Below are 21551 nucleotides of genomic sequence, written 5' to 3' on the forward strand. Positions count from 1 at the left end.
TCACCCCTTTCATCGAATGGAATTACTTCTTAGACTTCCTAATAGAAAGAATACCCAGTACGAGTGTTGCCAATTGAGCAAAAAAGTATCCAACAATCGTCGTGGTTAAAGCGACATGTTCCGGATACCGAACGGCAACCAAACCTGCGAAGCCAGCAATTGCTGCTCTTGTCAGAAAACCTAGGGTCACCTTGCGCCCTTTCTGCTCTATCGCAGCTGCTGCCAACTTGTTAATTTTCCAGGCCAGAAACCTTGCATTGATCATGCTCGCCATAGATCCAAGCATAATGCCGGCAAAGTAAACCCGGTAATCGACAAGAAGCGCCCATGCAGCCAAACAAAAGGATAAAAAGAAAAGAAACACATTTTGAACCGTTTTCAGAGTGGCTGAAAATTCATCCATCATAGCCCTCCGTACCGCTTTATCATGAAGTAAATGCTAATGATTCCGGTTACAAGCCCTAGCAAAAATCCGCCTAACAACCAGAATTGTCCCCCTAGTACGCGTGTTAGCCAATCGCCGAACAAGTATCCGGCTCCTAAACAAACTACAAGGTCAATGCCGATCGCACTAGTTAACGCTACTGCCCGCCACGGATTATCATTGGGATTTTGCCGTTTCATCGCATCCCTCCTGAAGGCTTTCCGCTGTGGAAAACCTGTTTCGTAGACATAGTGCTACGAATCCTCATTTATTGTATCGAAGCAGTGCGAGGTTTGTCAATTGACGAAACTTAACAGTCCTCGCAGCCCGAAAGCCCTTAGAGCCTTGCGGCTCTAAGGTTTGCGAGTTTCCAAACCAAACAGTCGAACTGTACGCTGTAGCGTTTGTCATGATTTTGTCACGGTTAGAATGTTTCAGGACGCTCCGAAACCTTGCCAAAGTGATGTAGAATCGCTTGAACGATTCTTTGGGATGCTTTGCCATCCCCGTAAGGGTTGGCTGCTTGGCTCATTTTGTTGTATAAAACTGGATCTGTCAGCAGCGCGCGAGCACGCTCATAGACCTTCTCCTCGTCTGTTCCAACCAGCTCCAATGTGCCCGCTTGGATACCTTCCGGACGCTCTGTCGTATCACGGAGCACAAGTACCGGCACTCCAAAGGATGGCGCTTCTTCCTGAAGGCCGCCGGAGTCTGTCAGAATCATATGTGTCTTCGGATAGAAGTTATGGAACTCACTGGCATCAAATGGTTCTACCAGCTTAATGCGCGGGTGGTTGCCTAGAATTTCGTGCGCTGGCTCTTTGACAGCCGGACTCGGATGCACTGGATATACGATCGCGATATCTTCAAACTCATCAGCGATACGCTTCACAGCACGGAAAATTTGGCGGTGCGGTTCACCTTGCGCTTCCCGGCGATGGGCTGTCATCAAGATCAGCCTGCGGCCTGCCGCCCACTCCAAAACTGGGTGTTCGAAGGATTCCTGTACGGTATATTGAAAGACATCCGTAACGGTATTCCCTGTTACATAGATTTGAGATTCCGATTTATTCTCTTTGCGCAGATTATCAGCCGATTGCTGAGTTGGTGCAAAATGCAGATCCGCCAAAACGCCCGTCAACTGACGGTTCATTTCTTCCGGATATGGCGACATTTTGTTCCACGTGCGAAGACCCGCTTCGACATGTCCAACCTGGATTTGCTGCATAAATGCCGCATAGCTCGCAAGGAAGGTTGTCAGCGTATCGCCGTGCACGAGAATCAGATCCGGCTTCGCCTCTTGGAAGACCGGCTCCAAGCCTTGCAGCACGCGCATGGTAATTTCATTCAGCGTCTGGCGATCCTTCATAACGTTAAGGTCATAATCCGGTGTGATTTTGAAAATATCAAGCACCTGATCCAACATCTGGCGATGCTGAGCCGTTACGCAAACGAGAGATTCGATATGTTCTGGATGCTTCTCCAGCTCCTTAATCAGCGGAGCCATTTTAATCGCTTCAGGTCTAGTACCGAAGATCGTAATGACTTTCAAACGTTTCATTGGTTCTTCTCCCCCATCGTCATAAGTCTATTATTTCGTGCCGAACAGACGATCTCCCGCATCTCCCAAGCCAGGTACGATATAGCCATGATCGTTCAAGTAGTCATCCACGGCCGCCACGTAAATATCAACATCCGGATGCTCTTGTTGAACCGCTTTAATTCCTTCCGGTGCAGCAATTAAACACATCAGCTTCATTTGTGTACAGCCTCTGCGTTTCAATACTTCAATCGCTGCATTTGCTGAACCGCCTGTTGCGAGCATCGGGTCGATCACAATGAGCTCCCGCTCTAAGACATCCGTCGGCAGCTTCACATAATATTCGACAGGCTGCAGCGTGTCGGGATCACGGTATAAACCAACATGTCCTACTTTTGCAGCCGGGATCAGTTTAAGCACACCGTCAACCATTCCTAATCCTGCGCGCAAAATAGGAATAAGTCCCAGCATTCTGCCGGAAATAATGCGGCAATCTGCCGTTGTTACAGGCGTTTTCACCTGTACATGCTCAAGTGGAATATCTCTCGTGATCTCGTAAGCCATCAAAGTCGCTACTTCGTCTACGAGCTCCCGAAAATCTTTTGTTTTCGTATTCTCATCCCGAATAAAGGTCAGCTTATGCTGAATTAACGGATGATCACAAATAAATAACTTCCCCATAATTTCCTCCTAAAAAACCACAATGTTATATGTATTTTACCCATTTTAGCGTCAAGGTACGACAAACCTCGTTCATTATATCATATGTTATCCAACTTATCCTCCGAAAAACCAAACCTACCATGAATATCCTTATTTACGCAAAAAAACGCCTGAGAGCATCTCCCAAGCGGCTTTGCATCCTATCTCATTTATTCTTCCACCGGCCCCGGGTGGTACCAAATGTTTTTGAAGTCAAACCACCCCAGCGTATTGAATGTTATGCCTTGTAAATGAGGACTGTAAACCAATTGCTGCGTCGTATGCAAAAGGAATAAGACGGCGTAATTTTCCGACACTAAATCTTGCATCCCACGGATTCGTTGCAGCCGCACCTGTCTGTCGGGCTCATTTTCGATAGCCGCAATAGTCTCATCAAATATTCGTCGCTGCTCATCCGTTGCACAGACTCGAACCGCTAAATTACCCACTTTATACATCTCAATCAAGCAGCGTGCCTCATCATCATCCGCAACAACTCCGCCTATGATAACATCGGCCTCTAACAGCAGCGGCACCTTTGTCATTTGTTCAAAAGTATATAACTTCAGGATAACGGGAATACCCACTTCCTGACAGCGAGCATGAATCCATTCGGCTTGAGGCTGATTCTTGAGCGTAAATGTCATGGTAATGGGTTCGCCACCATAACCGCATTCTCTAAGCAGCTCCCTCGCCCGCTCCGGCTGGTGATCCTCAGGTCCTTTCCCCGGCGAATCCGATGGCAAGAAATCGGCAGCTGGCCTTGCATGATAAAGGCCTAATTCCTTAATTAACCCACAGCGATTCAGAATAAGCTGTATAGCTTGACGGAATTCAAGGGCTTGCTGTGGCCCATTTTTGCGAAGATTAAACACAACCGTGCTAGACCCGAGCATCATCACTTCTTTTTTACACCAGTGTGCAGGGGCAGGCTGTTTATAATGGTTAAGCTTCCCCATTTGGAAGTTCAACTGCTGCCATCTTCGATCGCTAACGTTATCAGGTACATAGAGCAGCTCGATGCGATCCAAATGGGCGCCTTCCTTGTAGTACTCCTCGAAGGCTTCTAACGTCACACCACCCGCATCATGCCTCGTAATCCGGAAAGGACCCGTTCCAACGGGAAGCATGCTGGCATCCGCTACCTTAGTTGCACTGTAAACATCAGCAGGGACAATCGCTGCCTGGTAGGAACTAACATAATGCGGCAGCATATAATTCGGCGCAGCAAGCTCCATGCGAATCGTCAGCCTGTCGACAGCGCGAATATCCTGAACGGATTTCAGCAGCCAACGATTCGGCGAATCCTCTGTGCCCAGCGTGCGCAACCGATTGAATGAAAACACAACATCGTCCGCCGTCAGCTCCCGGCCATGATGGAATCTCACCCTTTTCCGCAAGTAGAAAGTCCATACAGTCGCATCCCCATTGCATTCCCACTCATGAGCCAAGCCAGGCTCCAGGCTGCCGCAAAGCGGATTGAAATAGAGCAGCGTATCAAAGGCCTGCTTCACGAAATGCAGATCCCGCGAGAACAGCACGTCGACAGGATCAAGCGTCAGCACACGAATCTGCATCGGCAGCCTCAGCGTTTCAGGATTTCCGGAATCACAATTGCCTCTGTATCCGAAATAACTGCCGAGCCAGGCCAGGAACCGATCCATGACACTCCCGTCCAATCCATCCATTTGAAACAAACTCATCGCATGGTTCAAATTTCCTTGTTCAACATGAATCTTCGCTTCCGCCATCAGCACATCTTCCGCTGCGACCAGAAATCGAATCATCGAGCGGTGTCCACGACCTCGTCCCGGCGTCCAGACAATCCAACCCATTTCGCTCATTTTGCGGATCAAAATTTTTACATTGCGCTCCGTACAATACAAGTAACCGGCAATTTCTTCAACGGAGACAGGCACGTCCATATACGTGTGGGGGATCTGTAAAACACGCGTTATTGATGTTTTCAACTGCGCATATTGTAAGGCAAGCTGCATGAAAGTCCCCTCCTTTTACACGAATTACCAAAGAGTATAGTTGCGCCCTGCCATTTCGTCAACAGCCTGCAGGAGGGATAAAAGGTGAAAGTTTTCCAGTGCTCTGTACACTTTTTAACTCATGGTCATTTGTTATGATGGGGGAACACAAATTGACGATACTAGGAAACAGGTGATGGCACATGACATTCTTTCAATTCCATCCTAATGTGCGATTGCGCATTGCTCTAAGCTTTCTGACCAACATCCTCAGCAATATGGTTATACCATTTATGTCGATTTATTTTGCACGCACACTCGGCACAACAATCGCCGGCACAGCGACGACAATCTCCATTGCCGTGGCTCTAATCAGCGCCACAATCGGCGGTCATTACGCAGACCGGGTCGGCCGCAAAAAAATGATGCTAATTGGGGAAGGCGTTGCCCTTCTGGCTTATACGATCATGACCTTTGCTAATTCGCCGGTCTGGCATTCCGCAACACTCACGCTTATCATGACAGTGATCAGTACCGCCTCTTGGGGCCTTAGCAAACCTGCTGTAGAGGCCATGCTGATTGATGTATCAGGACCTGATACCCGTAAAGCCATCTATCGGATAAATTATTGGTCCAACAACCTGGCTATTTCCGTTGCGGGGATGATTGGCGGTTTCTTCTTTAGCGACTATCTCTTTGAGCTTTTGTTCGTTGCTAGCGGAATGTCACTTGTTGCGCTATTGGTGACAGCTTTTTTCATGGCAGAAACGATGCCAGCCGAGGTAAATAGCATGGAGGAAAAAACGCAACCTACAAGTCCTAAACGTATCTCGATGTATCATCGGTATAAAGAGGTGCTGAGCGACCGTAGATTCCTCATCTATCTCATCTCAAGTGTACTCATCGTGTCCGTAGAAATGAATTTAAACGGATATATCGGCATCCGGCTCGCTCAAGATATCCATCACACGCCTTGGTTTCCCAGTATGTCCGCAACCATCGACGGTCTGCCTCTCGTCGGCGTTCTACGCACAGAGAATACACTGGCCGTCGTGCTGCTCTCCCTTTTTGTTGGGCGACTGCTCAAAGGAAATTCCGACACCAGGATGATGCTGTTCGCCATGTTTCTAAACGTAGCCGGCTATACATATCTTGTATTCGGCAGCCAACCGATCATGCTTATGCTGCTAATGCTCATTGCCACCATTGGTGAGCTGACCTATGTGCCTTTAAAACAAGCGCTGCTTGTACAGCTTGTCCCCGACCATGCCCGCAGCTCCTATATGGCGCTCAGCAGCATGTCGAACCGCGTTGCCATTATGCTTAGCGGACTGAACATGATCATCGGCGGTTTTCTGCCATCCGGGGCCATGGCGCTGTTCATTCTGCTGACCGGTGTCGCTGGAATTGGCTTGATGGCGTCCATTCTGCCGAGCCTGAAGGAAGCAGAGCTGCAAAAAGTACAGGTAATTTGATTGCATAAGTGCTAATTAGCTAACTTTGATGTAAAAAGTACAGGTAATATCGGTGAACTGAGCTATTTTGGCGATTTCTAGTTAATTTACCTGTATAAAATGCAGGTATTGATTGAAATTGCATGGAGAATGCTGATTTTAATGTACTTTCTGCAGTTGTGCTGAGTCCACAAAAAAAGGGCTGCTTCAAAAGGTCATTAACGACCCTTTGAGGCAGCCCCTTCGTATTGATTAGTAAGTTAAACCTGGGTACAACGGATATTGCGCCGTCAAATCTTTCACCATGCCGCGAGCTTTCTCAAGAACAGCCTCATCTTTCGGGCTTTTCAATGTAAGTGCAATCACTTTCGCGATAGTTTGCATAGCTTCTTCATTCATACCGCGGGACGTAACAGCTGGCGTACCTAAGCGGATACCGCTAGTGATGAACGGGCTTGTTGGGTCGAAAGGAATCGCGTTTTTGTTCGCTGTGATACCGATCTCGTCAAGAACGTGCTCCGCATCTTTACCTGTGATGTTCAGGTTGCGTAGATCAACCAGCATCAAGTGGTTGTCTGTACCGCCGGAAACGAGGTTGATGCCTTCAGCTGTCAATGCAGTCGCCAATGCTTGCGCGTTGTTGATGACGTTTTGACCGTAAGTTTTGAATTCCGGTTGCAGAGCTTCACCGAAGGAAACGGCTTTGGCAGCAATCGTATGCATCAAAGGACCGCCTTGGGAACCAGGGAATACAGCTTTATCAATAGCAGCTGCCCAAGCTTTGCGCGTAAGAATCATACCGCCGCGAGGACCGCGAAGCGTTTTGTGCGTTGTAGTTGTAACGAAATGTGCATGCGGCACTGGGTTCGGGTGCAAGCCAGCAGCAACTAGACCAGCGATATGCGCCATATCAACGAAGAACAATGCGCCTACATCATTAGCGATGGAAGCTAGTGCTTCGAAATCAATCGTGCGCGGGTAAGCACTTGCGCCAGCAACTAACATGCGAGGCTTATGTTTGAAAGCCGCTTTACGAACATCGTCGTAGTCGATGCGGAAGTCTTTTTCACTTACACCGTAAGCAACGAAGTTGTAAAGAATACCGGAAGCATTAACAGGGCTGCCGTGTGTTAAGTGACCGCCGTGTGCCAGGTTCATACCCAGAACGGTGTCACCAGGGTTAAGAGCTGCCAAGTAAACAGCCATATTCGCTTGTGCACCAGAGTGCGGTTGAACGTTCGCATGTTCAGCTCCGAAAAGCTCTTTCGCGCGATCGCGAGCGATATCTTCGACGATGTCTACGTATTCGCAGCCGCCGTAGTATCTTTTGCCTGGGTAACCTTCTGCGTATTTGTTAGTCAGTACTGTACCCATCGCTTCAAGCACGGCTTGGCTGACGATGTTTTCAGAAGCGATAAGCTCAATTTTGTCGCGTTGACGACCAAGTTCTAGATTCATAGCTTCTACGATTTTTGGATCTTGCTTACTTAGAAAGTTTGTCATATGGAATTCCTCCTAAAGGATAATTTATATCTATAAGTTAACCTAGCAATCCGCATCTGGCGCGGCTTGCTGATAGAGCTGCTCGGCAGCCTCAGGTGTGTAGACTGCTCTCGTCCCGCCAATCAGTTTAGGCCGTGTAAAGGCCATGGTCACATAAGCATGACCCATATTCCGTACGGGCGGCCGTGCAGGCACAGCAACCCGCCGCAAATGCATCCCGATCAGCGTACTGCCAATATCGATCCCGGCATGCGCTTGAATCGTCTCGACGACTACGGGCTTTGCGAAGTGGCGGTACGCGTATGAGGCCATTGAACCGCCGGCTTTTGGCACAGGAATAACCGACACTGGCTCAAGCTGAGGGGAGATCGCGAAAAGATCTTCCTCAATGACAAGCGCGCGGTTCAAATGTTCGCAGCACTGAAAAGCCAAGTGCAAACCGAACTCGCGGCTGATGCGCTGCGCCGTTTCAAAAATCGGCCGCGCTGCATCCAACGTCCCCGAAGTCCCAATCCGATGACCGAGTATTTCACTCGTGCTTGTACCAATGACCAGAATGTGACCTGGTCGTAGATTGCCCACCTTTACCAACTCGCGAAGATTTGTTTCCAAATCTTCTGCAATCGTGTGAAGTATGGAATTTGTCATGGTGGTCACCCTTAAGGATGTATCGCGAAGCGATCTTCGATGCTTTGCAACTTGTTAATGCGGTTCTGGTGACGCACACCTTGCGAAAACTCTGTTTCCAGCCAAATTTTCACGATTTCCTCGGCAACACCCGGCCCAATGACACGCTCACCTAAAGCAAGCACATTCGTATCATTGTGCTCCCGTGTGGCTTTAGCAGAAAATAGATCGTGAACCAGCGCGCAACGGATGCCTGGAACCTTATTCGCAGCGATCGACATCCCGATGCCTGTTCCACAGATCAGAATCCCTTTGTCTGCTTCCCCGGAAACCACATCTTCACAAACCTTCAGTGCATAATCCGGGTAATCGACGGAATCTGCACAACTGCATCCATAATCTATGACCTGATGGCCCAAGGATTCAATAAAAGGAATAATAACATCTTTCAAACGATAGCCTGCATGATCCGCACCTAACGCAATTTTCATGGATAGAACGCTCCTTTGCTTGTTCGAATTCGACCCTTCTATTATATCCCAAAGTCCACCAGAAAACGAAAAAAAGAGCTGACACGCTAAGAATAGCGCGTTGCTCTTTTGCCCAGGCGACCGGCCGTATAGCTCAATGCTCCATTGTGGTTACTCCCACTCGTCGCCAGTTACATTGAGTCTTGCTTGATAAATCCATCTTATCGCATTATGCACGAGGTGTAAAGATGTCTTTCGCAAATCATTTCCCAGACTGCGGATCCTCTTTTCGCTCGCGAAGCTTTTTAACCAATTTATCTAAACTACCGCTGATTTCATTCGCTGTTTGCCGGTAAACCTCCAATGGGCCGCCGAACGGGTCGGAAATATCGTAATCCGGAATGGCATCTTCCAACAAATAAATACGATTTCGCTCTTCAACTGTTACCGTTTGTGAAAGAGCCTGCTTCAGCTGAAGTTCCGTCACCAGCTTTTCTCTTTCCTCAATCGCTTGAAGGATACGCTGATCGTCCTCTACATATTCTTTGAGCGTAAAAATCTTATCAATCGCGTCCGGATACCGCTGGATAACCGAACGTTTATGTCCCATCGTCATCGTCAAAATAAGATCCGCCCACTTCACTTCAGACTCCTGAATCGCTAATGAGCGAATAGGCTCTTTGAACCCTGCCTCTTGCAGCAGCGTTGCACTATTTCGGGAGATCGGAGTGCCCGTCATCGCGGATACGCCAGCTGAACGAACTTCTGCCGCAAGTCCTTCTTGGTGCACCCTGATACGCAGCAAACCTTCTGCTAATGGACTGCGGCACGTATTTCCTGTACAGACAAATAGAATTCGCAACATGAGATCCTCCTCAGAGTTTTGCGTAGCAAAACTTTCTTCGTAAGCGTAGGCTGAGTTTTGCGTTAGCAAAACTTTCTTCATAAACATAAGCAGAGCCTGCTCCGCCTCTATTGTATCATAGCAAAAACTTGATCCCAAACGCGAGCAGAATTAGCCCGCCAAACGCTTCGCCATACTCGCCAACCCAGCCGTTCACCCGTCTGCCAACCAATAAACCAGCTACAGAGAGCAGCGCGCCGAACAAACCAAATACAAGCACGGTTAACAGGATATCCGTCGCAAACATGCCTAAGGATACACCTACTGAGAACGAATCTATACTTACACTAAGCGCAAAAATCGTAAGCCCCCATATAGATCTATGATCAAAAGAGGTTGCTTCCTCTCCACGGATTGAACTATACACCATATGGGAGCCCAAGAGAATGAGCAAACATCCGCCGGCTGCAGTGGCCACATTGCCAAGCAGAAGCGAAACATATTGTCCCATAAATATGCCCATTAACGGCATAATGATATGAAAAATACCGATCACCATGCTAATTTTAAAAATATCCAACAAGCGAATCCCCTTCATGCCGATGCCAATTCCTAAGGAAAAAGCATCCAGACCCAAGGCTATCGCCATGATGAATATGGTGATGATCTGCCCAAATTCAACGCCAGTTACGAGCATAAGTGCTGTCCCCCTTGTCCGCTTTCTTAACCAAGATATGCGGACAAACTGGGAATCATGCTAGCTAAACACGTACAAGCCGGTGACCGGCTGCCTTGCGCAGACGGTTCATAATTGCCTGACCAATCCCTGTTTCCGGGCAGCCTTCTGCAGCAATATACTGAATCCCTTGCTGATCAAATTGCCTTAATGCAGCGTAAAGCCCCTGTGCGATCTTTTCCGGTTCCGCTAACGAGCCGCAGGCAATTACCAAATCAGCTTCAAATAGAGAAGCCCTTTCCTCAAAAGTAAGGATTCCCGTCGATTGCCCTCGCTCCCTAGCGGCTTGAATGTCGCGCTGAATCCAATCAGCCACTGCTTCAGCATTGTCTCCATATACAATATGCATGTATCCCTTTGGCGCATAATGCGTATACTTCATTCCCGGAGCACGGGGCGTTTCTGAGACCTGCACATCTTCCCGCTCAGGCTCATGAATTCGAATAGCCGGCAGTGCGGACTGCAGTTGCTCTGCTGTAATGCCGCCTGGACGCAAAATATACAGCTCACCATTAACAAGCTGAATCACTGTCGACTCAACACCGACCCCCGTCCCGCCGCCATCCACAATACCACCGATCCGGCCGTCCAGATCTTCTCGCACATGTGACGCCAGCGTTGGACTCGGTCTGCCAGAACTATTGGCGCTAGGGGCTGCTATAGGAAGCGCTGCTTTTCGAAGCAGCTCCAGGGCCACAGGATGATCAGGTATACGAATGCCTACCGTCGTAAGACCGGCAGTCACCAACGGCGAAATGCCGCCTGTTTTCACAGGCAGCACGATAGTAAGAGGCCCAGGCCAGAATGCCTCCATAAGCCTATGATGGTCAGGCGTGACACTATCAGGCTCAATGAGATCTGAGAGCTGCCCCGCATCCGCAATGTGGACGATCAACGGATTATCGGACGGCCGTCCTTTGGCTGAGAAAATACGCTCTACCGCTGTGGTATTCGTAGCATCAGCACCAAGTCCGTATACCGTTTCCGTAGGGAAAGCTACGGTAACCCCGTCCCGCAAAAGCGCTGCGGCATCCGATAATTCTTGACCCCTGTTACCAACCCTATCCGGGTCTACTTTCCAGTACTTTGTCACGATCTATCATCCTTACTTCCAAAAATGAAATCAAGTTAACTAAACCATGAAACGATTTTTTTGGTCATTTCCCAGAAGAAAAACTTCACTTTAGGCTGTGAGTCCTCAGTCGCATCAGCAATGACAGGTTGCGTTTGCGCATCCGTACTTGCTTTCTGCTTGACCGTTGGCTGGGCTGCTTTACTGTCTTTTGCCGCAGGTGCAGGTGTAGACGAAGTTTTCAATTTGTCTTGTCCTTCTGTTTTCGCTACTACAGCGGCAGTTGCCACCGCTTCACCTGAAACAGAATCTACAAAGCAAAGCGGCGGGAATAGCACGCACCACCAATTCTGGCCTTCTCCACTGCCAATCGTGACACGCAGCGCCTCATAGTCACCTGCAGGGTAAACTTCATTCCCGTACATTTTCGTAGGAAAAGGGACTTTACCAAGTTCAACCGTATGTGTGTAACTGTAGCCACGAGCTTCAATCATTTGTCCGACAAGCGCGTCAAACTCCGGTAAATGAGCCAATACTACCGCTCTTGCTTCATCCAAGGAATGCGGGCCAACAACCCAACCTTGCATACGTTCAATAATTACATCGCGAATTTCACGTTTCAGTGCTTGATCCTGCGCCGAATCCGAGTTTGCTAGAATACGCAGGCGAATAGACTCTTCCGGTATGGTAGGCGAAATAACCGCCGCATTCGTACGATTGGATTCCCAACTAGTTATCATAACAATAAGTGCAAAAGCCACGAATAATAAGTGCTTGAATGAATGACGATCCGTTCTTTTTACCATGAGGAAAAGCCCCTTTCCCTTCGCTTCTACTAGCCAGTATAGGCAAAAAGAGGAGAGGCTAAACCTAGCAATCTATTTAAATTTGGTAGATTTGATAGAGTTGGGATTCAGTTAACTGCCAAATTCCACTTAGGCTTATCTTAAGGGAACTAGAGAACTCTATTTTGGGAAAAACGGGCTGTTTCCCTCTCTGAACGAAACTACGGGGTCTTATTTAACCCCCATGGTCGTTTTTCGGGCAGAAAACGGCAAAATAGCGGACTGTAGTTCCTGTAGCGGGTGGAAAGCAGAAACAACAAGCCCTACTGCTCGCGCGCCCGGATCGCAATCACGTGGCGATCAATCCCCTGCAGATCCGGCACGAACCGGATCTCCTCCCAATTCGCGGCGGCGCGCAGCATCGCCGCCACAGCATCCGCCTGCCCGATGCCGACCTCGAACCCGACCACGGTCGGGATTCGCGGCAGCAGCGGCAGCTGAGCAACCATCCGGCGGTACAGGTCGAGTCCCTCGACACCGCCGAACAAAGCCGTGTGCGGCTCGAACAGCCGCACCTCCGGCATCAGCGCCGGGAGCTCGCCATCAGGGATATACGGTGGGTTAGACACCAGTATATCCGGAGCGATCCGGCGCTCAATATAAGGCTCGAGGAGGTCGCCCTCGAGCCACTCCACCCGCGCAGCCACGCCGTGGCGCTGCGCGTTCGAGCGGGCCATCTCCAGCGCTGCCGCGGAGATGTCGCTGGCAGCCACGCGCCAGTCGGCCCGCGCGTGAGCCACCGTCACCGGGATAATGCCGCTCCCGGTGCCAACATCCGCAAGCAGCGGAGCGCCTTGCGGGAACAGACGCGAGCCCTCGCGGAGCAAAGCCTCCACGAGCAGCTCCGTCTCCGGCCGCGGAATCAGCACGGCCGGGCTAACGGCAAACGTAAGGCCGTAGAAATCCTGCTCGCCGATTACATACTGTACCGGCTCACCTGCGGCCTTCCTCTCTACTAGCTGGCGCCAAGCGCCCTCCAGCTCGGCAGGAAACTGTTCCTGGAAACGGAACAGCAGCTCAGTCCGGCTGCAGCCCAGAAGATGCTGCAGCAAAAGCTCCACACAGGAAGCCGCCTCCGCTACGCCCAGCTTCCCTAAAAAAGAAGAAGCCTCTACATAGGCTTCTCTAATCGTCATCGAGGCAGTCGGCATCACATTGCCTGCTCCCCATTATCCAAAGCATCCGACTGCGCGGCAATGGTTAGCGCCGACACGATTTCTCCCATGTCACCGTTAAGCACTGTATCTAGTCGGTGAAGCGTCAAACCAATCCGGTGATCCGTAATCCGGCTTTGAGGGAAGTTATACGTGCGAATTCGCTCCGAACGGTCACCTGTACCGACTTTGCTTTTACGCTCGCCTGAATATTTCGCTTCCTCTTCCTCACGTATCTTATCGGAAATCCGTGCACGCAATACGCGAAGCGCTTGCTCCTTATTGGAGTTTTGCGATTTGCCGTCCTGACATGTTGCCACAATGCCCGTAGGCACGTGCGTCACGCGAACCGCTGATTTCGTCGTATTAACGGACTGACCGCCCGCTCCGCTCGAACAGAATGTATCTACGCGAATATCGGCGTCATTAATAACGATCTCAACTTCTTCCGCTTCAGGCATGACAACAACTGTCGAAGTGGAAGTATGAATACGTCCGCCTGATTCTGTTACTGGAATACGCTGTACACGGTGCGCCCCGCTCTCAAACTTCAGCTTACTAAAAGCGCCTTTTCCTGTGATCATGAAAATAATCTCTTTGAATCCGCCCAAATCGTTCACGGAAGCATCGAGAATTTCCGTTCTCCATCCTTGCGCGTCTGCATAGCGGGTATACATACGGTAAAGATCGCCCGCGAACAGCGCTGCCTCATCGCCGCCTGCCGCTCCACGGATTTCAACGATGACGTTTTTGTCATCATTCGGATCTTTTGGCATCATAAGGATTCTGAGTTGTTCTTCCAGATTAGCCGATTGCTCGCTAAGCTCTTCGATCTCCATTTTCACCATTTCACGCATTTCATCATCCAGCTTCTCGTTCTGCATCGCTTTCGCGTCTGCCAGCTGCTCGCTTACGCTCTTATATTCATTATAAGCATCGTAGGCTTCCTGAAGATCAGATTGTTCCTTCGAATACTCTCTAAGCTTCTTGGTGTCACTCGTCACATCCGGGTCACACAGTAGCTCACTTAATTTATCATAGCGGTCCACAATGGACTGAAGTCGATCCAACATAACGGATCACTCCTTTCTTTATTTTTTATTCATTAAACATTAAATCGGAAATGCATAACGTCGCCGTCATTCACCACGTACTCTTTACCTTCCAGGCGTACTTGCCCTTTTTCTTTCGCACCATTCATGGAGCCAGCTGTTACCAAATCCGTATAAGATACAACCTCGGCACGAATAAATCCACGCTCGAAATCGGTATGAATCACACCAGCCGCTTGAGGAGCTTTCGTTCCTTTGCGGATCGTCCAAGCTCTTACTTCCTGCACCCCAGCTGTAAAATACGTATACAAGCCAAGTTTGCGATAAGCTGCTTTAATCAATCTATTCAAGCCGGACTCTTGAAGTCCCAACTCTTCGAGGAACATTGCTTTTTCTTCATCTTCGAGCTCAGCAATCTCGGATTCCACCTTCGCGCTGATCGAAACAACTTCGTTGTTTTCTTTCGCCGCGTATTCTTGAACGATTTTGACGAATGGATTCTCATCCGCAGTTGATACTTCGTCTTCACTCACGTTGGCCGCATAAAGAACCGGCTTCATTGTCAACAAGTGAAGGTCGCGAACGAGCAGCTTCTCATCATCGCTCAAATCAATGCTACGCGCTGGCAGATCGTTATAAAGAGCTTCCTTGATGCGTTCCAAACACTCAACCTCAGCAACAACTTTCTTGTCGCCGCCTTTCAGGTTTTTGCGGGAGCGCTCGATCTTTTTCTCAACGGACTCAATGTCAGCCAAAATCAATTCGAGATTAATCGTCTCGATATCGCCAATTGGATCTACTTTACCGGAGACGTGCGTAATATTATCATCCTCAAAACAACGGACAACATGCACAATGGCATCCACTTCACGAATGTGTGCCAAAAATTTATTTCCAAGCCCTTCGCCTTTGCTCGCGCCCTTCACTAAACCCGCAATATCAACGAATTCGAAGGCTGTCGGAACAATGCTCTTAGGGACAATCATCTCTACCAGCTTGTGCAATCTCTCGTCCGGTACTTCAACTACCCCAACATTCGGATCTATCGTACAGAACGGATAGTTTGCAGATTCTGCCCCCGCCTGTGTAATTGCATTAAACAATGTCGATTTTCCTACGTTCGGTAGACCGACGATACCTGCTTTCAAAGCCATCGTAGTTACAACTCCTTAATTTTCGAAAATCATCCTTCTTATTATATAGTACTTGGAACGCAAAAAAAAGCCTGTAGGCTACTGATTAGCCGCAGACTTTTTTTCCAGTGCTTTTTTTGTTTCATTTTCCTGCTTCTGAATGTAGTACGTTTCAATCTGATTTTTTAAAATAAATCCGCGCAGCGCGTTCGTTTTCTCTTCTGGGATGCTAACAAAACTAGCACCGTAATAGTAGCCGTCATTCGTTTTTTCTTGCCGAACAATTTCCATTGTACATGGCACCAAAAAGCCCAAAATTAACTCCACTTCCAATTGGGAATTCTTTTGAATGACTTTTTCTAGCATAGCATTTTCACTGATCGTAAATCCTAAACCATTAACAGATAGATTTTTGATAGAGAATCGGATCGGTGTTTCAAAATGATGTTTGAGTTTCTTGTTTCTGTCTTGGAGCGCGAAAAGCAGCCCTTCATTCTTCACATCAACGCGAGGGAACTCCCGCTTTTCCGTGAACTTCCTGCGATTTTCAGGAGGATTCAGAACAATCAACGATCCCTGGTCCTTGGCCACAACCACGGTATCCATAACAAACAGCCCGGATTTCGTATACACCGTCATTTTACACTTATCTCCCAGCGCAAAAACATGATATTCCGGAAGCTCCACTTCAATGATGTCACCTAGTGCATAGGTCAACACGCCAGTGGCTACGAAATCTTCCTTGCTCAGCATCGCCTTGCTGTCAATCATTACATCAGCGTCGTACCCTTCCTTGCTGCCATAAAACTTAGCAGATTTTTGTTTGCTAACCACTTTGTCGATCAACCCTCCCCGCGTTCCAATAAAAAAATAGACTGCCCCTGCGCCGGGAACAGCCTATTACCTCAACCTAAAAAAGCATCGATTTTCGGTAACCAGGCTGTCGTAGTTCCATAGGAACCGTAGACCCTCGGCTTTGCGTCCTTACCTTTCGGCAAGTTTGCCATTATCGAACCTTGCAAATGAATTGTCATGCTTTGTCGTACAATATCGTGTTATATGGTCTAAAAGACCTAAGTTATCTTTCATTATACGGATGGATTTCCCTATTATCAACTAATTCTCTTGCATACATCTGGTATTTGTTGTATGAATGTTAAAAGAAATAAATATCCACAACTTTTTGAGTTATACACATTGTTATCCACAGGTTGTTAACAACGAATATTTGTTCGATCCTTTGTTCACATGTGGATAAGATTATTTTTAGTGAGGTGTCCCCCTGTGGATGAATATAGTGAACATATCCCATGGATGAAAGCGGCCATAGAGGAAGCACGTAAAGCCGAAGCCATTCGTGAGGTGCCGATTGGTGCCGTTGTTGTACATCAAGGGGAAATTATCGGCCGCGGCTACAATCTTCGTGAAACGACGCTGGATCCGCTTGCTCACGCTGAAATGATCGCTATTAAGCAAGCCAGTGAGCATTTGCAAGCGTGGCGCTTGCTCGACTGCAAGCTCTACGTCACGCTGGAGCCTTGCCCGATGTGTGCAGGAGCGATTGTTCAGGCACGCGTTCCACAGGTGATCTACGGCACAACCGATCCCAAGGCCGGCTGCGCGGGAACGTTGATGAACTTGCTGCAGGAGGACCGGTTCAACCACCGGGTCGATGTGGTCAGCGGCGTGCTGCAAGAGGAGTGCGCGACGATGCTGACGCAGTTTTTCCGCAAGCTGCGCGGGAAGGAATAGCCGTTCGCGTTCGACGTTAGGCATTGGCGCGCTGGGTGCGAGCGTTAGCTTCCTTCGTAAGTGGACGCCTCGCATTGATATGCGAAAGGGTACTATGATCCCCTATTCGCCGGATATTAAGCACTTCAGCGAGGAGAGGGAACTGTGATCCGCTATTTTAGCACTTCTAGCCGAAATCTTGGCTAATTAGGCTAAATAGAGTCCTGTAGTTCCGTCTGAACCCTGGAAGTCTTCGTTTTGGCTCAAATAGTGCCCTGTAGTTCCCCAACGCACGATGCATTTAGCTAAATTCAACTAGTAGTTAAATCTTGCCACTCAAAGGTTGCGCCATATAAGGCTTCGTGCTATCATAATCTTTGCCATGCGCCCGTAGCTCAGCAGGATAGAGCAACAGTTTCCTAAACTGTAGGCCGGATGTTCGAATCATCTCGGGCGCGTATACAACAAAACGCCAGTTAACGGTATAAGCCGTTGGCTGGCGTTTTTTTCAATCCTCCGGACAGTTGTTTTCCTTTAAAGCTTTTTTCATATTTTCTTTTAATTTATCTGCATAGCCAGTAATATCACCAGAATGATTGCCAAGATTTGCGTTGTACTGATTTACTTCATTGTTTATCTGCTCTGTGTAAAGGGCGATAATCCTCTGACAGGCTGGACCTGCAACTGGCGATTTTGACACAGGCAGCGGTGTAGGCGTTGGTTGAGGTTTATTGGGAACAGATACATCCGTTGTATTATCTACACGCTGAGAGTTCCAAGTCTTCATAAAATGGTATTCTGATAGGTTGTCCTTACTGCTCTTACTAAACTCCTCAGCATTTGATCGTTTGACTGTAACAAAGTTTGTAACCAAGTTATTATAAATAATGCTTACTATCATTGAATCTACGGGTGAATTAACCAAAAAACCGGAGAGTGCAATGATATGATCGTTATCTGCACTAGTATCATTTGATATTTCTAAATCTACTTTTAAATATAAGCCATACTCATTATAGATAAGCTGGACATTTTTCCCCTGAAATTCTTTAGCTTTCTCATTTAATGACGGAATAGTAGCTGCAAAATCTTTCATTGCGTTATCTTCCTTTACTTGAGGAAATGCAAAATCAACTGTGTACTTCTCAGCATCCCACGTCACCGATGCCCCGGTTTGTTTCAATAGGTACAACGGCACAACAGTTCTGCCATCTTGTATAGTAGCAGGCACATCCTCAGCTTGAAGCTCCTTCCCCCCGAATAAAACCTTCACGATTGGAGCCCCCTTGTAGTCACCATGAAGGCCCGCTGCATGAACGACACCAGCCAAACAGAAAAACGCTAACACAGACACAATCAGTTTCTTTTTTTTCATAAAAACTTTCTCCCCCACCCAAATTAGCTTGTTAATTGCCACCTGTAACATTTCTGATATTTCTAGAAAATTCCTGCAAAAATTCAATTTATTCTACCTATCCACATGTTAATAGACCTCCTGCCCGCTGAGAAAAAAATCAGCGTTATCAACATCAGCACAAGTAAGAGGTTTTTCGAACGTTATTAACAGCGAAAAAGAGGGAGGGTTATCCCCAAATTTGCCAGGAAGGGGCATCGAGCAGTAGTACTCAGGTAAGAGCATGCTCTACGGTGTACTTAGTGCAACAAAATGACGGAGGTCCGGCCTCAATTCGCAGTTTCGTTGTATTTTGTGCAACGTTTTGGAGAGGGAGGAGCGGTATATTCACCATTCAGGTCAAAATGAGTTTACTTCATGCAATGAAGATGACGATTCCGAGGTAAAACCGCCTTCAGTACTGTATCAAGTACAACGTAGGGCGGGGCGGTATCTCAGCACAAAAAAGAGACCCGCCGCTTCAAAAGCGGCAGGCCTCCCTTATTTCATCCGGTCCCGATACTGTCCCGGCGTCATATTCTCATATTTCCGAAAAAGACGGATAAAATACGATGGCTGATACCCAATTTGCTCCGCAATCTCGTTCACCTTTAAATCAGACTCGACGAGCAGTTTCTTCGCTTTATCCATACGCAGGGTGATCAAATAGTCGATGAAATTCACGCCATTGATTTGCTTGAATGCTTTACTTAGCGCATAGGTCGTTGTATTAAAAGCGTCCGCACATTCCTCTAGGGAGATGTCGCTGTTCATAAAACGCTCCTGAATCCGATCCGTAACACGCTCCACCAGGCGCTTCATATGGATGTCCTGGTATTCATTCAGCCCTTCAATATAAGGCGAGATCACTTTCGTTTGGAAAAAGCGGACCATCTGCTCAGGCTCCCGAAGCTGGTTCAACTGTTCGTACAAGTTGTAACCCTCGAAGAAATGATGGGGATTGAACCCAGACTCCAGCATAGTATGCAGCATACTGCCCAGAACCTGCATAGCTCCTTCCTGGAGGATCTTCTCTTTGCTCGACTGGCGTACAAGCTCATGAACGAAGCTCTCGATCAAGCTCAATGATTGCTCGCTTTGCCCCATACGAAGGGCTTGCATCAGCTCTTTTTCCAAGGCAAACGGATAATGCACATCGTCATTGGTGCTCGGCAGCATCTCTTCCAAGTCAAGCACTTGATGGTCCACTTTCAAATCCCGATAGCGGATGGAGCTGCGCAAAAATACTAAAAGCTGTGGCAGGTCCTGCACGTTAGCAGTTAAACGGCCCATGCAGACCGTGGTTTGCATTTTAAGAAGGGAGCTGATGGTTTGTCCCAAATCATTCGCTAACAAATACAGCTCATCCTTGGCCTGCTGTTTCGTCCGATCCATGGGGTAGGAGAGCAGAATACCTACGGTCATATCCTGGAAGTTCATAATCTCCGCATTTTGAGTTTGCGTATTTACGATCTCTTGCGCGATATTCGCTGCCGCAAAGGTCGCCAGTTGTTCCTCATTTTCCAGGAATCGGCCATCTTCTTTGGCAAATCCGCTAATCTTCACCAACAGCAGAACGAACCACTGGGACTCCGTCTGCCAGTCGAAACTCTCCATACGCCCTCTTAGCTCCGTCTCGCTTAGGGAGTAAAAGTGTCCTTGCACCAACTGCAGGAGGAACGCCGACCTTAGTGCGGGATAGGCCTTATCCAGCTTGGATTCCAGCACCCTGCTCTCCTGACTTAAATGCCGCCACTCCTGTTCAATAAAGGCAAGGTCATCCCCTTGGCTCTCCTGTGTGGGCTTATAATCCTTAATCACATTCACGAGCCGCACAATCGGCTGATAAATTCGCTTGGAAGCCACCCACGAGAGCAGCACAGCCAAGAGAAGCCCTATTCCCCCTATACTGAGCATACTTCTAGACATAAACTCTACAGGGGCCGTCAATTGCGATAAGGAGGTTGCCGTTACGAATTTCCACAACGTGCCTGAACGAGAGAACTGGCCGAAGGCGACGGAGTAGGACTGCCCTTTTCGGTCCAGAATGTAAGAGCCTATTTCTTCCGACCGTCCAATGACGCTTTCCCTGACCGCAGCTTCTAGTTGGGCATGTTCTTCATTTCCATTGCTTGGCGAGACGATAATATGTCCGTCCTTGCTCATAAGAAATGCGGCGCCATTGGGATCTGTGGCCATTTCTTCAACCATCTCTACCAACTTATCACGATTCAAATATAAAATAAGGGCTCCATACGGCTCTCCTACGCTTGGCAGCTTCTCAATTAGCGCAATGGAAGTGGAGTCTGGCTTCCCATTCCCCTTAGGTAAGGATTCCCACCAGAACACTCCCCGCTCTTGCTTCATTAATGTGTGGAAAATATCCCGCTCCAGCTCATTACGGATCGGAACAATACCCTCGCTATCCGAAATAATGACGGGATCTTCCCGGTCCAAATATAGCTGCGCTTGGTCAATTAACGGGTACGCTCCCTTCATGAGACCTAGGAAGCGATATAGATTTTGCGTTGTGTTGTATTCATCCTTGAGATTCATATCCGCAATTCTGGCATCCATCCTGCTGTCCAGAGACCACTGCGTAGCGGCCAGCTCGAGCTGAGCCAGGTTATCATTCATACGATCCATCGTTTTCTTCAGCAAAGTATCATGGTTGCGCATGATCTCTTTCTCAATATGAGCGCGTCCCGTAATATACGAAGTGTACCCGATGATGGCTGTAGGCAAGCTGGTAATGCACAACACCAAGATCAAGCTTCTGCGATAAAAATTCCCCCTGCCGGAACGTTGTGTCCACCAATACCAACTCTGCCTCCATCGACTCCACATCATCTGTCCCTCTTTCATCAAATGCCGAAATCCCCCGCGACTGCCGCA

Annotated in this window: 20 protein-coding genes, 1 tRNA gene and 2 riboswitches; of the genes, 3 read left to right on the top strand and 18 right to left on the bottom strand. The window is 48.3% G+C overall.

Features of this window, described 5'->3' with window-relative positions; genetic code table 11:
* Positions 1 to 22: 22 nt before the first annotated feature.
* The 5 genes from ACUN27_RS00330 to ACUN27_RS00350 all read right to left on the bottom strand — a co-directional run bounded on the left by ACUN27_RS00330 (position 23) and on the right by ACUN27_RS00350 (position 4663).
* Positions 23 to 403, bottom strand: a complete 381-nt coding sequence (locus ACUN27_RS00330) for an ATP synthase subunit I (protein WP_127453431.1) — start codon at positions 401 to 403, stop codon at positions 23 to 25.
* On the bottom strand, positions 403 to 624 hold the full coding sequence (locus ACUN27_RS00335) for an AtpZ/AtpI family protein (RefSeq protein WP_127453433.1): 222 nt from the start codon (positions 622 to 624) through the stop codon (positions 403 to 405). The genes ACUN27_RS00330 and ACUN27_RS00335 overlap by 1 nt, the downstream gene beginning before the upstream one ends.
* 224 nt (positions 625 to 848) lie before the next feature.
* On the bottom strand, positions 849 to 1985 hold the full coding sequence (gene wecB, locus ACUN27_RS00340; protein ID WP_127453435.1) for a non-hydrolyzing UDP-N-acetylglucosamine 2-epimerase: 1137 nt from the start codon (positions 1983 to 1985) through the stop codon (positions 849 to 851).
* A gap of 30 nt (positions 1986 to 2015) precedes the next feature.
* On the bottom strand, positions 2016 to 2645 hold the full coding sequence (gene upp, locus ACUN27_RS00345) for a uracil phosphoribosyltransferase (RefSeq protein ID WP_127453437.1): 630 nt from the start codon (positions 2643 to 2645) through the stop codon (positions 2016 to 2018).
* A 191-nt stretch (positions 2646 to 2836) separates the two neighbouring features.
* The gene (locus ACUN27_RS00350; RefSeq protein WP_326061744.1) at positions 2837 to 4663 is read right to left on the bottom strand and encodes an ABC transporter substrate-binding protein; all 1827 of its coding nucleotides are present in this window, start codon (positions 4661 to 4663) and stop codon (positions 2837 to 2839) included.
* 182 nt (positions 4664 to 4845) lie between these two features.
* On the opposite strand from ACUN27_RS00350, the gene ACUN27_RS00355 reads away from it, so the two are divergent.
* Complete coding sequence (locus ACUN27_RS00355; protein ID WP_326061745.1) at positions 4846 to 6117, top strand: MFS transporter; 1272 nt, start codon at positions 4846 to 4848, stop codon at positions 6115 to 6117.
* A gap of 231 nt (positions 6118 to 6348) precedes the next feature.
* Here ACUN27_RS00355 and glyA read toward each other — a convergent pair whose 3' ends face one another.
* The 11 genes from glyA to ACUN27_RS00410 all read right to left on the bottom strand — a co-directional run bounded on the left by glyA (position 6349) and on the right by ACUN27_RS00410 (position 16366).
* Positions 6349 to 7599: a serine hydroxymethyltransferase gene (gene glyA / locus ACUN27_RS00360; protein WP_445558238.1), complete on the bottom strand. Its 1251-nt coding sequence runs from the start codon at positions 7597 to 7599 to the stop codon at positions 6349 to 6351.
* Positions 7600 to 7641: 42 nt separating this feature from the next.
* Positions 7642 to 8247 (bottom strand): TIGR01440 family protein, encoded by a 606-nt coding sequence (locus tag ACUN27_RS00365; protein ID WP_127453445.1) that lies wholly within the window; start codon positions 8245 to 8247, stop codon positions 7642 to 7644.
* An 11-nt stretch (positions 8248 to 8258) separates the two neighbouring features.
* Positions 8259 to 8717, bottom strand: a complete 459-nt coding sequence (gene rpiB, locus ACUN27_RS00370) for a ribose 5-phosphate isomerase B (protein ID WP_315955530.1) — start codon at positions 8715 to 8717, stop codon at positions 8259 to 8261.
* Positions 8718 to 8820: 103 nt separating this feature from the next.
* Positions 8821 to 8901, bottom strand: a riboswitch (ZMP/ZTP riboswitch).
* A 57-nt stretch (positions 8902 to 8958) separates the two neighbouring features.
* Entirely contained in the window at positions 8959 to 9561 is a 603-nt protein-coding gene (locus ACUN27_RS00375; RefSeq protein ID WP_315955529.1) for a low molecular weight protein arginine phosphatase, read from the bottom strand.
* 115 nt (positions 9562 to 9676) lie between these two features.
* Positions 9677 to 10237 carry a manganese efflux pump MntP gene (locus ACUN27_RS00380; protein ID WP_315955528.1) on the bottom strand — a complete coding sequence of 187 codons (561 nt, stop codon included), beginning with the start codon at positions 10235 to 10237 and terminating at the stop codon, positions 9677 to 9679.
* A 64-nt stretch (positions 10238 to 10301) separates the two neighbouring features.
* Positions 10302 to 11369, bottom strand: a complete 1068-nt coding sequence (locus ACUN27_RS00385; RefSeq protein WP_315955527.1) for an L-threonylcarbamoyladenylate synthase — start codon at positions 11367 to 11369, stop codon at positions 10302 to 10304.
* Positions 11370 to 11404: 35 nt separating this feature from the next.
* The gene (spoIIR, locus tag ACUN27_RS00390; RefSeq protein ID WP_315955526.1) at positions 11405 to 12154 is read right to left on the bottom strand and encodes a stage II sporulation protein R; all 750 of its coding nucleotides are present in this window, start codon (positions 12152 to 12154) and stop codon (positions 11405 to 11407) included.
* A 302-nt stretch (positions 12155 to 12456) separates the two neighbouring features.
* Positions 12457 to 13329, bottom strand: a complete 873-nt coding sequence (gene prmC, locus ACUN27_RS00395; RefSeq protein WP_315955525.1) for a peptide chain release factor N(5)-glutamine methyltransferase — start codon at positions 13327 to 13329, stop codon at positions 12457 to 12459.
* A 14-nt stretch (positions 13330 to 13343) separates the two neighbouring features.
* A complete protein-coding gene (prfA, locus tag ACUN27_RS00400; RefSeq protein WP_157318575.1) occupies positions 13344 to 14420 on the bottom strand; it encodes a peptide chain release factor 1 in 1077 nt (358 codons plus the stop codon).
* Between the two features lie 32 nt (positions 14421 to 14452).
* A complete protein-coding gene (ychF, locus tag ACUN27_RS00405; protein WP_127453457.1) occupies positions 14453 to 15553 on the bottom strand; it encodes a redox-regulated ATPase YchF in 1101 nt (366 codons plus the stop codon).
* A 78-nt stretch (positions 15554 to 15631) separates the two neighbouring features.
* On the bottom strand, positions 15632 to 16366 hold the full coding sequence (locus tag ACUN27_RS00410) for a PilZ domain-containing protein (RefSeq protein WP_326061746.1): 735 nt from the start codon (positions 16364 to 16366) through the stop codon (positions 15632 to 15634).
* 93 nt (positions 16367 to 16459) lie between these two features.
* A riboswitch (cyclic di-GMP riboswitch) is annotated at positions 16460 to 16547 on the bottom strand.
* 233 nt (positions 16548 to 16780) lie between these two features.
* Here ACUN27_RS00410 and tadA point away from each other — a divergent pair.
* Both tadA and ACUN27_RS00420 read left to right on the top strand, forming a co-directional pair.
* Complete coding sequence (tadA, locus tag ACUN27_RS00415; protein WP_315955523.1) at positions 16781 to 17284, top strand: tRNA adenosine(34) deaminase TadA; 504 nt, start codon at positions 16781 to 16783, stop codon at positions 17282 to 17284.
* 363 nt (positions 17285 to 17647) lie between these two features.
* A tRNA-Arg gene (locus ACUN27_RS00420) sits at positions 17648 to 17721 on the top strand.
* Positions 17722 to 17771: 50 nt separating this feature from the next.
* Here the strand turns inward: ACUN27_RS00420 and ACUN27_RS00425 are convergent.
* Both ACUN27_RS00425 and ACUN27_RS00430 read right to left on the bottom strand, forming a co-directional pair.
* Positions 17772 to 18638 (bottom strand): stalk domain-containing protein, encoded by an 867-nt coding sequence (locus ACUN27_RS00425; protein WP_315955522.1) that lies wholly within the window; start codon positions 18636 to 18638, stop codon positions 17772 to 17774.
* Positions 18639 to 19157: 519 nt separating this feature from the next.
* Positions 19158 to 21503, bottom strand: a complete 2346-nt coding sequence (locus ACUN27_RS00430; RefSeq protein WP_315955521.1) for an AraC family transcriptional regulator — start codon at positions 21501 to 21503, stop codon at positions 19158 to 19160.
* Between the last annotated feature and the right edge of the window lie 48 nt (positions 21504 to 21551).

The sequence above is a fragment of the Paenibacillus sp. WC2504 genome, from assembly GCF_052682475.1.

Coding starts and splice junctions, on each gene's coding strand:
- ACUN27_RS00330 (WP_127453431.1), bottom strand. CDS start 403: ATGGATGAATTTTCAGCCACTCTGAAAACGGTTCAAAATGTGTTTCTT.
- ACUN27_RS00335 (WP_127453433.1), bottom strand. CDS start 624: ATGAAACGGCAAAATCCCAATGATAATCCGTGGCGGGCAGTAGCGTTA.
- wecB (WP_127453435.1), bottom strand. CDS start 1,985: ATGAAACGTTTGAAAGTCATTACGATCTTCGGTACTAGACCTGAAGCG.
- upp (WP_127453437.1), bottom strand. CDS start 2,645: ATGGGGAAGTTATTTATTTGTGATCATCCGTTAATTCAGCATAAGCTG.
- ACUN27_RS00350 (WP_326061744.1), bottom strand. CDS start 4,663: ATGCAGCTTGCCTTACAATATGCGCAGTTGAAAACATCAATAACGCGT.
- ACUN27_RS00355 (WP_326061745.1), top strand. CDS start 4,846: ATGACATTCTTTCAATTCCATCCTAATGTGCGATTGCGCATTGCTCTA.
- glyA (WP_445558238.1), bottom strand. CDS start 7,599: ATGACAAACTTTCTAAGTAAGCAAGATCCAAAAATCGTAGAAGCTATG.
- ACUN27_RS00365 (WP_127453445.1), bottom strand. CDS start 8,247: ATGACAAATTCCATACTTCACACGATTGCAGAAGATTTGGAAACAAAT.
- rpiB (WP_315955530.1), bottom strand. CDS start 8,717: ATGAAAATTGCGTTAGGTGCGGATCATGCAGGCTATCGTTTGAAAGAT.
- ACUN27_RS00375 (WP_315955529.1), bottom strand. CDS start 9,561: ATGTTGCGAATTCTATTTGTCTGTACAGGAAATACGTGCCGCAGTCCA.
- ACUN27_RS00380 (WP_315955528.1), bottom strand. CDS start 10,237: ATGCTCGTAACTGGCGTTGAATTTGGGCAGATCATCACCATATTCATC.
- spoIIR (WP_315955526.1), bottom strand. CDS start 12,154: ATGGTAAAAAGAACGGATCGTCATTCATTCAAGCACTTATTATTCGTG.
- prmC (WP_315955525.1), bottom strand. CDS start 13,329: ATGACGATTAGAGAAGCCTATGTAGAGGCTTCTTCTTTTTTAGGGAAG.
- prfA (WP_157318575.1), bottom strand. CDS start 14,420: ATGTTGGATCGACTTCAGTCCATTGTGGACCGCTATGATAAATTAAGT.
- ychF (WP_127453457.1), bottom strand. CDS start 15,553: ATGGCTTTGAAAGCAGGTATCGTCGGTCTACCGAACGTAGGAAAATCG.
- tadA (WP_315955523.1), top strand. CDS start 16,781: ATGTGGATAAGATTATTTTTAGTGAGGTGTCCCCCTGTGGATGAATAT.
- ACUN27_RS00425 (WP_315955522.1), bottom strand. CDS start 18,638: ATGAAAAAAAAGAAACTGATTGTGTCTGTGTTAGCGTTTTTCTGTTTG.
- ACUN27_RS00430 (WP_315955521.1), bottom strand. CDS start 21,503: ATGTGGAGTCGATGGAGGCAGAGTTGGTATTGGTGGACACAACGTTCC.